This window comes from Cellulosimicrobium cellulans (assembly GCF_042723955.1).
Taxonomy (GTDB): domain Bacteria; phylum Actinomycetota; class Actinomycetes; order Actinomycetales; family Cellulomonadaceae; genus Cellulosimicrobium; species Cellulosimicrobium cellulans_H.
The window spans coordinates 1-13,644 of the sequence record NZ_JBHXIC010000079.1 but is presented as its reverse complement, the minus strand read 5'-3'; the positions used below and the strand labels follow the sequence as shown (position 1 = coordinate 13,644).

Below are 13,644 nucleotides of genomic sequence, written 5' to 3'. Positions count from 1 at the left end.
GGCTCTGTGGTCTCCTGCCCGTGGTTCACCGGGGTACGCGCGGGGCCTACCGGTGGTGCGGGGGGGGCGCGGGGTGGTCGTGACCACGGTTCTACCTCGCGCCACCAGGGTTCTCCGTCGGCGGGGTGTCGGGGGCGACGGACGCGATGCGGTGCACCGCGACCGTGAGCTCCGCGTCGCGCGCCGGGTCCTGCGCGCGCAGCCGCCCGGCATCGAGCGTGAGGGGCCGCACGCGGCGCCGGTCCTGCGAGCCCGTCGGTCCGACCACCTCGAGCCAGACCGACGCGCCGTCCGCGATGGCCTCACGCAGCAGACCCAACGCGGCCACCGGGTCGGATGTTCCCTCCGCGGGGGCGTAGGCGTCGCGGCGTCCGTTCGTGCCCGACGGCGTCCGCTCGCCCGCGCGCGTCCCGTCGCCCTCCGCGTGGGCCGTCCGTCCGGGCCGTCCGCCCGCTCCGTCACCCGAGCGCGCGTCCGCCGCGCGCAGGCGTGCGACGAGGTCCGCGAACCGCTGGGTGCGTTCGGCGGCGCCCCCGGGCTCGTCGACGCGCGCCCCGGAACCGGGGACGACGCCCGTCCGCGCGCGCCCGCCCGCGCGCCGCCCCGCGGGGGTGACCCGACCGCGTCGGGACGGCGCGACGCCGTCGGGCGCGCCCCGCCGTCCGGCCCGGTCCGCGACGAGCACACGCCCGTCCGGGCCCTCGACGACGGCCGGGACGCCGCGGGCGCGCAGCGCCTCCTGGAGCTCACCGGCGGGTGCGGCCGAGGCGAGCACGGTCGGCGCGAGGAGCACCAGGCCCAGCCCGCGCAGGGCCGGGTCCTCCGCGATCCCGGCGAGCAGGACCGGGTCCTCGGCACGCACGTACGACGACGCCGTCCCCACGCGCACCCGGCCGTGGCGGCGGGCGGTGTCCCGCACCAGGTACTCGAGCGGCTGGGGCACGGGCGTGCGCGAGTGCGCCGCGAGCTCGGCGAGGAGCTCGTCGGCCGTCGCGCCGCGGTCGAGCGCGCGCAGGACGGACTCCGGGGTGAACCGGACCGTCGTCGCGGCGCCGCGGGACTCGACGTCGGCCGCGACCTCCACGAGCCGCTCGAGCGTGCGCGACGGCCGCCCCGGCACGATGCCGGTGAGGTCGCCCTGGAGCAGCAGGTCGTCGACCTCGGCCGGGAGCACCGCCTCGAAGGCGGCGCCGAGGTCGGCCGGGCCGGTCCCGGGCGACGACGCCGCGTCGTCGGACCCGAGGAGGACACGGCCCGGGGGAGCGAGCGCACCCGCACCGGTCGCCCCGAGCAGCGCGGCCTCGCGGAGCAGCCCCGCGACGGCCTGCTCCGGCGGAACCGCCCGGGGCGTGCGCCAGCGGAGCACCGCGACGACGTCGGCCGCGGCGAGCGGGTGCCCGGGGGTGAGGTCGAGGACGTCCAGGACGGACCGGCGCAGCCGGGGCACCCACGGGCGCCACAGCTCCGGGTCGAGCGCGGCACGCAGGGCGCCCTTCTCGTCGCGGCTGCCCACGAGCCAGGGGGTGCGGCGCGAGCGCCACCAGCCGCGAGCGAGCGTCGCCCAGCGGTCGCCCAGGTCGTCGTCGAGCCAGTCCTCCGCGGCGAGGGTCGGGGCGAACGTGGGCGGGTCGTCGCCGTCGTCGGCCACGAGCCCGGCTGCCGCCGCGAGCTCGACGACCGCGGCCGCCGTCGGGTCGTCCACCTCGAGCGCGAGGGCGGCCCGCCGCAGGTCGCGCACCCCGAGCCCGCCGGCGCGCAGCACGCCCGGCGGGTGCTCGGTCCAGTGCGTCACGAGCCGCGCGACGAGCCGCACGGCCTCGAGCCCGGCGCTCGCGGACTCCGCGTCGACCGTCGCCGCGGCGAGCTCGCGGACCTCCGGGACGGGCGGCGCGGTCCGGACGTCGCGGTGGGTGCGACCACCGCGCAGGGCGAGCCCGACCTCGCGCGGCAGCACGACGTGCCGCTCGTCCGTCGCGCGCAGGTAGCCGTGCTCGACGAGCCAGCCCGTCGCGCGCCGGGCCGACGCGTCCGCGTGGGGCGCGACCCCGACGGGCGGCCCCCACGTCAGCGCGTCGAGGATCGCCCGGGCGCCCGGCGGGGCGTCGTCGGGCAGGTCGCTCGGCGGCGCGCTCGTCCCGGCCGCGCTCGCGTCGCCGGCGGCGAGAGCCGCGACGGGGCCGAGGCCGGCGGGGTGGGGGCCGAGGACCTCCGCGACACCTGGCGCCGGGCGGAACCCGGCCGACCGGGTGCCGGGGGTCCAGACGAGCGCGAGCTCGTCGAGGAGGGCGAGCGCGGCGGTGACGCGCGCACGGTCGACGCCCGTCGCCCGGGCGACCGCCGCCGCCGTCGCGGAGGACCCCACCGAGTCGAGGACCAGCACCGACTCCAGGACGTGGAGCGTGAGCTCGTCCAGCCCCGCGAGCGCGCGTTCCAGGCTCGTCCGGTTCATCGCGCGCGCGGCGAGCGAGAGGAGGGTCGAGGGCGACGGCGTCGCGAGGTCGGGCCGCCGTCCGAGCAGCGCGACCAGGGCGGCGTCGTCGCGCTGGCGCAGCGACTCGCTGTACGTCGGAGCCCGCTCGGGCCGGGAGGTGGCCATCCGTTCGATGTTACGCGCCGCGCGGCCACGGCCCGCGGGTGGTCCGGGTGCTCAGCCGCGGGCGGTGCGTCGGCAGACCTCGTCCCAGGGCGTCGGCTCGATCCCGAAGCGGGCGCGCGCCGCCGTGTCGTCGAGGACGTAGGGGCGCTCCCACTGGTAGGCGAGGTCGCGCAGCTCGCGCAGGAGGGGCGAGAACAGACCGGCGGCGGCGAGGCCCGCGCCGCGCAGGGAGCGGACCCGGACGGGCGGTCGCCCGACGCTCGCGAGGACGTCCGTGAGCGCCTCGCGCTGCGTGCGCGGCGGGTTGCTCGGGCTGTGCCACGTGCGGCCGTGCGCGTCGGGGTCCGCCGCCGCCGCGACGAGCGTGCGTGCGGCGTCGCGGACGTCGGTGAACGAGTGCGGCAGGTCCGTGCGACCGATCATCGTCACGGAGCGCCCGCGCAGGGCGGCCGGCACGACGCGCGAGACGTGCCCGTTGCTCCCGACCCCGGGCCCGACGAAGTCGGAGCTGCGGACCTCGACGACGCGCGCGCGACCGGCGCGGTGCGCGGCGAGCGCGTCGGCCCAGAGCCGGGCGCGCAGGACGCCCTTGTGGTCGGCCGCGACGTCGGGCAGGTCCTCGGTCATCGGCCCGTCGACGGGACCGTACGGGTAGAGGTTGCCCGTGATCGCGTAGACGGCGCCGGTGCGCTCGACGGCGGTGAGCAGCGCGGTCGCGAGCGGCGGCCAGACCCGCTCCCACTGCGTGTAGTCGCCGGGGTTGGCGCAGTTGTAGAGGACGTCGGCGCCCTCGGTGACGCGGGTCAGCGCGTCGGCGTCGGACGCGTCGAGGGCGAGGTGCGTGACGCCGGCGACGCCGGTGTCCCGGCCGCTGCGGGTGACGACGGTGGCGTGCGACCCGCGGGCCGCGAGCTCGGCGGCGACGTGGCGGCCGACCGGGCCGGCGCCGACGACGACGTGCCGGTCGGCGGGGGACGGGGTGCTGGACATGGGGGCCTCCTTTCCGAGAGCAGTGCTCTCGCTTCGTCGAGGAGCATGGCACGGACGCGGGTCGAATGCAAGAGCGGTGCTCTCGTTTGTGGGCGGCGCTCTCCTCTGTCACCCTGGCGGGATGACGGCACCCCGGACGGCGCGCGCCCCGGCGCGCGAGACCCTGACGCGCGACATCCTCGACGCCGCCCGCGCGCGCCTCGTGGCCGACGGCCCTGCCGCGCTCTCGCTGCGCGCCGTCGCGCGCGACGTCGGCATGGTGTCCTCGGCCGTCTACCGCTACTTCCCGAGCCGCGACGCGCTGCTCACCGCCCTCCTCGTCGAGTGCTACGACGAGCTCGGCGCGGCCGTCGAGACCGCGGAGGCCGCCGTCTCGCGCGACGACCTGACCGGCCGGTGGCTCGCCGCGTGCCGGGCGCTGCGGTCGTGGTGCGTCGAGCGCCCCGGCGACTTCGCGCTGCTCTACGGCACGCCGGTCCCGGGGTACGCGGCACCGCAGGACACCGTCGAGCCCGCGACCCGGGTCGTCCGCGCGCTCGTCGGGATCGTCGCCGACTCCTGGTCCGACGGCGCCGGCCCGGCACCTGCCCCGTCGTCCGGGGGCGACGCGGCCGCGCTGGTCGCTCCCGCCCTCGCGTTCGTGAGCGCACGGGGCCTCGTCGCGCCCGACGCCCCGGCGGAGGCCGTCGTGCGCACGCTCATGGCCTGGACCACGCTGTTCGGCACGGTCTCCTTCGAGCTGTTCGGCCACCTCCACCGCACGGTCGCCGACTACGCGGACTGGTTCGACGCCGTCGCGCTGCGGGTGGGGGCGGACGCCGGCGTCGTCCCGCGCGGGACGGATGCGGCTTTGCCGCCGCATGGCCGGTAGCCTGGGGGTTCTGGTTCCTACGAGCACGAACGAGGTTCACGTGCCCACCGGCAAGGTCAAGTGGTTCGACACCGAACGCGGCTTCGGCTTCATCGCCAACGACGACGGCGGCGAGGTCTTCCTGCACGCCTCCGCGCTGCCCGCGGACGCGCCGGCGCCCAAGCCCGGCGCGCGCGTCGACTTCGGCGTCGCGGACGGGCGACGCGGCCCGCAGGCGCTCGCGGTCAAGCTCCTCGACCCGGCCCCGTCCGTGGTCAAGGCGAAGCGTCGCTCGGCCGACGAGATGGCGGTCATCGTGGAGGACCTCATCAAGGAGCTCGACGGGATCGGCAACGGGCTGCGCCGCGGTCGCTACCCGGAGAAGGGCAAGTCCGCGATGGTCGCCAAGGTCCTGCGCGTGGTCGCCGACGAGATCGAGGGCTGACATGGTCGCCGTGGCTGCCGCCGAGGAGCGTTCCCGGGGAGTGTCCGCGCGTGCCGCGCGGGACGCCGTGCTCACGGGCGCGGTCGAGCTCGCGCGCGCCGCGGCCCAGGAGGTCGCCGAGAGCCCCGACGACGTCGGGGAGCACCTCGGCACGTACGCGGAGGCGGACCGCCTCATCTCCCACCGGTTCGCGTGCACGATGCGCGGCTACCGCGGCTGGCACTGGACCGTCACCCTCGCGCGCGTGCCACGCGGCCGGACGGCCACGGTGTGCGAGGTCGAGCTGCTGCCGGGCGACGGCGCGCTGCTCGCACCGTCGTGGCTCCCGTGGTCCGAGCGCCTGCGCCCGGGCGACGTCGGGCCGGGCGACGTGCTCCCGTTCCGCGCCGACGACCCGTGCCTCGAGCCCGGCTACGTGCCGACGGGCGACGAGGAGCAGGACTCCGTCGCGATCGACGAGCTCGCCCTCGCGCGCGCCCGCGTCCTGTCCCCGCAGGGCCGGGACGAGGCCGCCGAGCGCTGGTACCGCGGCTCGCGCGGCCCGACGGCGCGCGGTGCCGTCGCGTCGGCCGCCGAGTGCGGGTCGTGCGGCTTCCTCGTCACCCTCCAGGGCAGCCTCGGCCAGGTGTTCGGGGTGTGCGCGAACGAGTGGTCGCCCGACGACGGCAAGGTCGTGAGCCTCGACCACGGCTGCGGCGCGCACTCGGAGACCGACGTCGAGCCGCAGCGCAGCGACTGGCCGGACGCCGACCCTCTCGTCGACGAGCTGCACGTCGAGATCGTCTCGCTGCTCGAGTCGGTCGCCCCGACGGCGGAGCCCGCGACCGAGATGGTCGCGTCGGCGGACGCGGACCCCGCGCCCGTGCTCGACGGCCCGGAGCCCGGGCTCGCGGCCGCGCCGGACGACGATGCGCCGGGTGAGCCGGCACCGGTCGACGAGGCCCCGGTCGACGCCCAGCCGGACGCAGTGCCGGCGACGGACGAGCCGCAGGAGTGACGGACGACGTCTTCGGGACGGCCACGCTGCGCCGTGCGGTCCTGGAGGCGTGGCGGTCGTCGCCCACGCGCCTGCGCGAGGACGCGAACACCGAGGAGGACCACGCCCACGGGTCGTACCGGGGGCGGGTCGTCGTCGAGCTCGCGCAGAACGCCGCGGACGCGGCGGCCCGTGCGGGGGTCCCGGGACGGCTGCGACTGAGCCTGCACGCGCCGTCGGGACCTGACGGGACCTGGGTGCTGCGCGCGGCGAACACCGGCGAGCCGCTGGACGCGCCGGGCGTCGCGTCGCTCGTGGCGCTGCGCGCGTCCGCGACGGGGCGGGGTGCGCTCGACGCCGACGGCCGGGCGGCCACGGTCGGCCGGTTCGGGGTCGGCTTCGCGGCCGTCCGCTCGGTCTCCGACCGGGTGCGGGTCGGGGCGGGGGAGCGCGCCGTCGAGCTGTCGCTCGCCCGCACGCGCGCCGCGCTCGACGACGTGGTCGCCGACCGTCCCGACCTTGCCGCCGAGGTGGCGCGCCGCGGCGACCGGCTCCCGGTGCTGCGGCTCCCGTTCCCGACCCGCGTCGAGGTGCCGTCGGGCTACGACACGGTCGTCGAGCTCGAGCTGCGTGACGCCGACGCACTCGCCGCCGTCCGCGCGGAGCTCGCCGACGTGGGGGACCCGCTGCTGCTCGCGCTCCCCGCGCTGGCCGAGGTCGTCGTGGCCGGGGACGGTGTCCCGGAGCGCCGCGTCGCCGACGTCGCCGACCGGTGGACCGTCCTGCGTCGGGAGGGGGCGATCGACCCGGTGCTGCTCGCGGACCGCCCGGTCGAGGAGCGTGCGACGACGCGGTGGACGGTCACGTGGGCGCTGCCCCACGTCGGTGCGCGCACCGACGTCCTGCACGCCCCGACTCCCACCGACGAGCACCTCACGTTCCCCGCGCTCCTCCTGGCGACCTTCCCGTTGGACCCGGCGCGCCGGCACGTCCCGTCCGGGCCGGTCACCGTGCACGTCGCGCGCGCGGCGGGGCGGGCGTACGCGGAGCTGCTCGGGGGGCTCGCGCGGTCGCGCGGCGCCGACGTGCTGGCCCTCGTCCCGACCGGGCTGCCGGCGAGCGCGATCGACGCCGAGGTGCGTGCGTCGGCCGAGGCGGAGCTCGCGCGGACGCCCCTCCTTCCGCTCGACGCGCCGCCCCCGCGGGGCGCCGAGGAGCCACCCGGGGCGGCCGACGACGAGGAGGCCGACACCCCCCGGCACTCCCTGGTCGCGCCGGCAGAGGCGCGCGTCCTCGCGGGCGACGTGGGCGACGCGCGCGTGCGGGCCGAGCTCGGGGTCGCGCACCTGGTGGACGTCCCGGGTCCGCTCCGCGCGGTCGCGCGGTCGCTCGGGGCGCAGGTCGTGGACCTCGCGGACGTGGTGGACGAGCTCCCGCTCGTCGCCGACCCGGCGCGCTGGCGGGCGCTGTACGAGGCCTTCGCGCCGCACTCCGCCGACCGGTCGGTGCTCGAGGCGCTGGGCGCGCTCCCCGTGCCGCTGCTCGGTGGGCAGGTCGTGCGGGGCGCCCGCGGTCTCCTCCTCCTCGACACCGGGTCGGGCGAGCGCGCGGACGCGGGCGGCGGGGTGCTGGACGCCCGCGAGGCGGCCGACCTGGGGCTGCGCGTCGTCGACCCGCGCGCGGCGCACCCGCTGCTGGAACGCCTCGGGGCGCGCGCGACGGACCTGCGGACGGTGCTCTCCGACGGGGCCGTCCGCGAGCGCGTCCTCGCGGCGTCGGACGCGGCAGAGGCGGGCGACGACCCGGCGGCGGACGTCGAGCGGCTGCTCGCGCTGGTCGCGGCGGCGGTGCGCGACGTGCCGGACCCGGCGCGGGCGGGGTTGCCGTTCTGGTGGGGGGAGCTGCCCGTCCCGACGGTCGACGGCGACCGCGCGCCCGTGCGGGGCTGCGCGCTGCCCGGGACGTGGGCCGCGGACGCGCTCGGCACGCTCGACCTCGTCGATCCCGCGGTCGTCGCCCGCTGGGGCGAGCCGGTGCTGCGCGCGGTGGGAGCGGCCGCAGGTCTCGGCGTGCTGCACGTGCGCGACGTGCTCACGCCCGCGTCGGCCGACGACGAGCCGGACCTGGACCCGCACGCGCCGGAGGGGTGGCTGTCCGACTGGGGCGGCTACCTCGCGTACCTCACGACGACCCTCGGCCCCGAGGCGTACGTGGGTGACGTCGTCGCGGTCGCCGACCTGGACGCCGTCGCCGACGACGCGTGGCCCGACGCCCTCGCGCGCCTCGCCGCGGACCCGGCCGCGCGCGAGGCGCTGCTCGCCCCCGTGCGGGCCGAGGGCGGCAGGACGGCCGCCGTGGCCCGCTCCTACACCGCGTGGTGGCTGCGCGAGGAGCTCGGTGGCGCGTTCGCGCTCGGGACCGGCACCCGGCGGGCCCCGTTCCTGCGCACGGCACCGCCGGAGGTGGTGGGACTCGACGAGGAGGCGCTCGTCGCGCTGGGCGGCGTACGGGACCTCGCGGAGCTCGAGCCGGACGAGTGGGTCGAGCTGCTGGACGACCTGTCCGACGTCGGGCAGCCCGTCGACGCGCAGACCGCGCTGACGCTCTGGCGGGCGTTCGGCGTCCTCGCGGGCCGGGGCGAACGGCTGGACCCGCCGCCGGACCGGGTGCCCGCGCTGCGCACCGGCGCGGTCCTCGTGGTCGGCGCGGACGACGTCGCCGTCGCGCCCGACCCGATGTGGTCGCCCGTCCGCGCGGTCCTCCCGGCACCGCCGGGCCTCGTCGCCGAGGTCGCGGACCTCCTGGACGTCGCGACCGTCCCGCGCGACGCCCCCGCCCCCGACGCGGCCGGTCGTCGTGCCGACGTCCCCGAGGTGGTGCACGCGGTCCTCGACGGGCCGGTGCCGCGCACCTGGGAGCGCCACGACGACCTCCGCGTGAGCGGGGTCGCGGTCTCGTGGTGGGTGGAGCGCGGCGGGGGAGCGGACGCCGTCGTGCACGCGACGGGGCCGGCCGGGCTCGCCGCGGGGCTCGCGGTCGCGGCGGGACGCTACGGCGCGAGGTTCGTGCTCGAGGAGGTGCTCCGCGACCCGGGAGCGGCGCAGGAGGCGCTGGCGCGGACGGCCTGGGACCCTCAGTCGTCCGAGGAGGTGCGGTAGCGGGTCCGGTTCCGGCGCTCCCACGCGAGCCCGAGGAGGCCGAGGACGAGGCCGGCGCCGCACGTGGTGACCGCGCGCGGGGAGATCGTCCCCAGGGCGAGGAGGACGGCGCACACGACGAGCGCGACCGCCCAGAGGCCCATCCCGACGAGGATCACGACGCGCAGGTCGACGCGCCACGGCCCCGGGTCGGGGCGTCGGCGGTCGGGGTGGAGCAGCAGCGTGACGAACGAGGGCACAGGGGCATCGTAGCCACGGCGCGGTTTTCACCCGCACCCGGATGTCACAGCCGTGACCTGCGCCACATCCCCTTCTGGTGTGAGCACACGTCGGGAGCACTCGCAACGGCACGCTAGGATGCATGCGCCGTGCTACGGCCTCCACATGTGGTCACCTGTCCAGGTGGATCTGGCCGGCGCCGTGCCGCGCATCGCTCCGGGACCTTCGTCCGATGTATCCGGACCTTCGGCAGAACGTGGAATCTGGACACCCGTCCAATCTATTTCTCCGAGTGGCTAGGCCAGCGCGAGATCCGCAGGATCCTGCCCCTCAGGACGCCCCCGACCACAACGGTGCGGAACGTCTTCTCACCCGGGTGAAACCCCCTGACAACTCTCGTTCCCGCAGTTTCTGAACCCTAGGATGAGTCGCCATGCAGGGTGTGGAACCGACCGGAGGTGGACGCATGTCCCACAGCGTCACCGAGGACGCCAGGCGGAGCCTGCGCACCCTTCTCGCCACGACTCCCGCGGCCCGGATCCGCGCCGCTCGCGCCGCGTTCGCCGCGCAGGGCTGGGAGGTCGCCTACCGGCGTCGGCTCCTGCTCACCGACACGGCGGTGATCGTCGTCGCCGTGCTCGTCGCCTACTTCTTGCGCTGGGACCAGTTCATCAACGAGCCCGTCCGCGAGACGCGCGTGCCGTACGTCGTGCTCAGCCTCCTCGTCGGTGTCGCCTGGTCCCTCTCGCTCGTCGCGAGCCGGACGCGCGACCCGCGGGTCATGGGCAGCGGCCCCACCGAGTACCACCGGATCTTCGACGCGTCGTGGCGGCTCTTCGCCGTCCTCGCGGTGCTCGCGTTCCTCCTGCGCTTCCCCGAGGCACGCGGGTATCTCGCGTTCGCGTTCCCGATCGGCCTCGGCGGACTGCTCCTCGGCCGCTACGCCTGGCGGCAGTGGCTGCACGGCCAGCGGGCCCACGGGCGCATGCGCTCGGCGGTGCTCGCGATCGGCCACCGCGACCAGGCCGAGCGCCTCATCCGCGACCTCAACGGCCGCGACGAGTCGGGGTACCGCGTCGTCGGCGTGTGCGTCCCGTCGGGCGGGTTCGGTGCCGGCGAGGAGATCCGCGGCGTCCCGGTCCTCGGGGAGCTGCGGCACGCGGGCGAGGTCGCCACGCGGGTCGGAGCGGACGTCGTCGCCGTGTCGGGGTCGGACGCCATCACCGCCGAGGTCGTGCGGCGGCTGGGTTGGGAGCTCGAGCCGTACGGCGTCGACCTCATGCTCACGGCCGAGCTCGCCGACGTCGCCGGACCGCGCATCACCATCACGCCCGCGGAGAGCGTCTCGCTCCTGCACGTGGACGCGCCCCGGTTCACGGGGCCCAAGTTCGCCGTGAAGTCCGTCATCGACTGGACCGGCGCCGCGCTCATCACGCTCGCCGCGCTGCCAGTGCTCGTGCTCGTCGCGCTCGCGGTTCGGGTCACCAGCCGCGGCCCGGTGCTCTTCCGTCAGGAGCGCGTCGGCCGCAACGGCCGGACGTTCCCCATGTTCAAGTTCCGGTCGATGCGCGCCGGCGCCGACCGCGAGGTCCAGCACCTCGAGGAGCAGAACGACGGCGCGGGCCCGCTGTTCAAGATGCGCGACGACCCGCGCGTCACCCGCGTCGGCCGTGTGCTGCGCCGCTACTCGCTCGACGAGCTCCCGCAGCTCTTCAACGTGCTGCGCGGCGACATGAGCCTCGTCGGGCCGCGGCCGCCGCTGCCGCGCGAGGTCCAGAAGTACGAGAAGAAGGTGCGGCGTCGTCTCCTGGTCAAGCCCGGTCTCACGGGCCTGTGGCAGGTCGGCGGCAGGTCGGACCTGTCGTGGGAGGAGAGCGTCCGCCTCGACGTGTACTACGTCGAGAACTGGACGATGTTCGGCGACTTCCTCATCCTCGCGCGCACGGCGCGCGCGGTGTTCTCCGGCTCCGGGGCCTACTGAGGCCGGCGGGGTGCAGGGTCGGGCGCGGGGAGGTGCGTCGTGCGGGTCTCGGTCTCGGGGTGCGGTCGCCGCGGCGTCCTGCACGCGGCCTGCCTCGCGGCGGCGGGCCACGAGGTCGTGCTCCACGACACGGACCCCCGCGCGCTCGACGCGCTCCGCACGGGACCGAGCCGCGCGGCTGAGCCACGTCTCCACCGCCTCCTCGCGCTCGGCCTCGTGAGCGGCCGGCTGCGCCCCACGACGGACCGCACCGCGGTCGCCGGGGCGCGCGTGCACGTCCTGTGCGTCGGCGCGGGCCCCGACCCCGACCCCGACGGCGTCTCGCGCGTGGTGGCGCTCCGTGACGCGCTCGACGACCTCGCCCCGCACCTCGGCCCGGGGGACCTGGTCGTCGGGCGCGCCCGCGTCCCGGCGGGCACCGCGGAGTGGCTCGCGGCAGGGCTCGCCGCCGACGGCGTCCGGGCGACGGTCGCGTGGGTGCCCGACGAGCACCGGCCGGGCCACGCGGTCGTCGACCTCCTGCACCCGTCACGGCTGGTCCACGGGGTGCCCGCAGGCCCGGACGGCGAGCGGGCGGCCGCGATCCTCGACGCGCTCCACGCGGTGCAGCTCGCGACCGGCGCACCCCGGACCGTCACCGACCTCGCGACGGCGGAGGGGCTCGGGCACGGCGCCGGCACGCCGCGCCTCGCGGCCCTCGACGGCCTCCGCGAGGGCCGGCACGACGACGCCGACGTGGCGTCGAGCACACCCGTCGCGGCGCTCGCCGCGGTCGGCGCCGCCTGACGTGCGCGGACACCTCCCGGGGGCGATGCCGGACCGTGTCCCGCGTGTTACCGCGCGGTCACAGGGTTCTGGCAGCATTCTCACCATGTCCACACCCACCTCCGTCCGCGAGGACGAGCAGGCGCCGCCCCCTGCGTCCGGCGCGATCGACCGCTTCTTCAAGATCACCGAGCGCGGCTCGACGATCGGCACCGAGATCCGTGGTGGTCTCGTCACGTTCTTCGCGATGGCGTACATCATCGTGCTGAACCCGCTGATCATCGGGACGGTCCAGGACGGCACGGGCCAGTTCCTCGGCGGCGGCGACGCGCCCGACTTCGGCAAGATCGCCGCGGCCACCGCGCTCGTCGCGGGCGTCATGACGATCGCCATGGGCGTCTTCGCGAACTTCCCCCTCGGCCTCGCGGCCGGGCTGGGCCTCAACGCGGTCGTGGCGTACTCCATCGCCTCGCTGCCGGGGGTGACGTGGGCGGACGCGATGGGCCTCGTCGTCATCGAGGGCCTCATCATCCTCGTCCTCGTGCTCACCGGGTTCCGCGAGGCGGTCTTCCGCGCGGTCCCGGTCGAGCTGAAGACGGCCATCAGCGTGGGCATCGGCCTCTTCATCGCGCTCATCGGCCTCGTCAACGCGGGCTTCGTCACCGCCGGCAGCGGCACGCTCCTCGCGCTCGGCAACCTCGGCACGTGGCCGATCCTCGTGTTCGTGGTCGGCCTGGTACTGACGATCGTGCTGTGGGTCCGCAAGGTCAAGGGCGCCCTGCTCGTCGCGATCCTCACCGCGACCGCGCTCGCCGTCGTGCTGGAGAACACCCTGCACATCGGCGCGAAGGCGCCCGACGGCTCGAACCCGAACGGCTTCAACCTCAACGCGCCCACGTTCGACGGCGTCGCGCAGGTCCCCGACTTCGGCCTCCTCGGCCAGTTCTCGCTGCTGGGCTCGTTCCAGAACATCGCGACCGTCACGGTCATCCTGCTGGTGTTCTCGCTCCTGCTCGCCGACTTCTTCGACACGATGGGCACGATGGTCGCCGTGGGCGCCGAGGCGCGCCTCCTCGACGAGGACGGCACCCCGCCGCGCTCGCGCGCGATCCTCGTCGTCGACTCGCTCGCCGCGGCCGCGGGAGGCGCGGGCTCCGTGTCGTCGAACACGAGCTTCGTCGAGTCCACGACCGGCGCGGGCGAGGGTGCGCGCACCGGCCTCGCGTCCGTCGTCACGGGCGTCGCGTTCCTGCTCGCGACGTTCCTGTCGCCGCTCGTCGCGCTCGTGCCCTACGAGGCGGCCGCGCCCGCGCTGGTCTTCGTCGGGTTCCTCATGATGACGCAGATCGCCGGCATCTCCTGGAAGAACGTCGAGATCGCCATCCCGGCCTTCCTCACGATCATCGTCATGCCGTTCACCTACTCGATCGCGGACGGCATCGGCGCGGGCTTCCTCGCGTTCGTCCTCATCAAGCTCGCGCTCGGCAAGGTCCGGGCGATCCACCCGCTCATGTGGATCGCGTCGGCGATGTTCCTCGTGTACTTCCTCCTCGGCCCGATCCGGGAGGTCCTGGGCCTCTAGGCTCGGCCCATGACGAGCGCGGGGGGGGTGGGGGGGGGGGGGTGGGGGCGGGGGGGCGCGCCCCGCCGCCGCGCGGCGCGCC

10 protein-coding genes are annotated in these 13,644 nt (G+C 76.6%); 7 read left to right on the top strand and 3 right to left on the bottom strand.

Annotation, left to right across the window (positions count from 1 at the left end):
- Nucleotides 1–91 precede the first annotated feature (91 nt).
- Nucleotides 92–2,596, bottom strand: a complete 2,505-nt coding sequence (locus tag ACFWH7_RS17090; RefSeq protein WP_378218190.1) for a helicase-associated domain-containing protein — start codon at nt 2,594–2,596, stop codon at nt 92–94.
- A gap of 51 nt (nt 2,597–2,647) precedes the next feature.
- Entirely contained in the window at nt 2,648–3,586 is a 939-nt protein-coding gene (locus ACFWH7_RS17085; RefSeq protein ID WP_378218188.1) for an NAD-dependent epimerase/dehydratase family protein, read from the bottom strand.
- Between the two features lie 121 nt (nt 3,587–3,707).
- Between ACFWH7_RS17085 and ACFWH7_RS17080 the strand changes: the two genes are divergently transcribed.
- From ACFWH7_RS17080 to ACFWH7_RS17065, 4 genes are read left to right on the top strand one after another with little or no spacing between them, the layout of a single operon-like run.
- Nucleotides 3,708–4,457: a TetR/AcrR family transcriptional regulator gene (locus tag ACFWH7_RS17080; RefSeq protein ID WP_378218186.1), complete on the top strand. Its 750-nt coding sequence runs from the start codon at nt 3,708–3,710 to the stop codon at nt 4,455–4,457.
- Between the two features lie 40 nt (nt 4,458–4,497).
- Nucleotides 4,498–4,881: a cold-shock protein gene (locus ACFWH7_RS17075; protein ID WP_378218184.1), complete on the top strand. Its 384-nt coding sequence runs from the start codon at nt 4,498–4,500 to the stop codon at nt 4,879–4,881.
- Nucleotide 4,882: 1 nt separating this feature from the next.
- The gene (locus tag ACFWH7_RS17070; protein WP_378218182.1) at nt 4,883–5,878 is read left to right on the top strand and encodes a DUF3027 domain-containing protein; all 996 of its coding nucleotides are present in this window, start codon (nt 4,883–4,885) and stop codon (nt 5,876–5,878) included.
- A complete protein-coding gene (locus tag ACFWH7_RS17065) occupies nt 5,875–9,015 on the top strand; it encodes a sacsin N-terminal ATP-binding-like domain-containing protein (protein WP_378218180.1) in 3,141 nt (1,046 codons plus the stop codon). Before ACFWH7_RS17070 ends, ACFWH7_RS17065 begins: the two co-directional genes overlap by 4 nt.
- Here the strand turns inward: ACFWH7_RS17065 and ACFWH7_RS17060 are convergent.
- On the bottom strand, nt 8,991–9,254 hold the full coding sequence (locus ACFWH7_RS17060) for a DUF2530 domain-containing protein (protein WP_378218178.1): 264 nt from the start codon (nt 9,252–9,254) through the stop codon (nt 8,991–8,993). The genes ACFWH7_RS17065 and ACFWH7_RS17060 overlap by 25 nt on opposite strands.
- A 446-nt stretch (nt 9,255–9,700) precedes the next feature.
- Here ACFWH7_RS17060 and ACFWH7_RS17055 point away from each other — a divergent pair, with 446 nt between their 5' ends.
- From ACFWH7_RS17055 to ACFWH7_RS17045, 3 genes are all read left to right on the top strand, one after another.
- Nucleotides 9,701–11,215, top strand: coding sequence for a sugar transferase (locus tag ACFWH7_RS17055; protein ID WP_378218176.1), 1,515 nt, complete (start codon nt 9,701–9,703; stop codon nt 11,213–11,215).
- A gap of 39 nt (nt 11,216–11,254) precedes the next feature.
- A complete protein-coding gene (locus ACFWH7_RS17050) occupies nt 11,255–12,001 on the top strand; it encodes a hypothetical protein (RefSeq protein ID WP_378218174.1) in 747 nt (248 codons plus the stop codon).
- A gap of 85 nt (nt 12,002–12,086) precedes the next feature.
- Nucleotides 12,087–13,562 carry an NCS2 family permease gene (locus ACFWH7_RS17045; RefSeq protein WP_378218172.1) on the top strand — a complete coding sequence of 492 codons (1,476 nt, stop codon included), beginning with the start codon at nt 12,087–12,089 and terminating at the stop codon, nt 13,560–13,562.
- Nucleotides 13,563–13,644 lie beyond the last annotated feature (82 nt).

Bases quoted from the DNA above. Each gene is read 5' to 3' on its own strand.
- ACFWH7_RS17090 (WP_378218190.1), bottom strand. From the start codon at position 2,596: ATGGCCACCTCCCGGCCCGAGCGGGCTCCGACGTACAGCGAGTCGCTG.
- ACFWH7_RS17085 (WP_378218188.1), bottom strand. From the start codon at position 3,586: ATGTCCAGCACCCCGTCCCCCGCCGACCGGCACGTCGTCGTCGGCGCC.
- ACFWH7_RS17080 (WP_378218186.1), top strand. From the start codon at position 3,708: ATGACGGCACCCCGGACGGCGCGCGCCCCGGCGCGCGAGACCCTGACG.
- ACFWH7_RS17070 (WP_378218182.1), top strand. From the start codon at position 4,883: ATGGTCGCCGTGGCTGCCGCCGAGGAGCGTTCCCGGGGAGTGTCCGCG.
- ACFWH7_RS17055 (WP_378218176.1), top strand. From the start codon at position 9,701: ATGTCCCACAGCGTCACCGAGGACGCCAGGCGGAGCCTGCGCACCCTT.
- ACFWH7_RS17045 (WP_378218172.1), top strand. From the start codon at position 12,087: ATGTCCACACCCACCTCCGTCCGCGAGGACGAGCAGGCGCCGCCCCCT.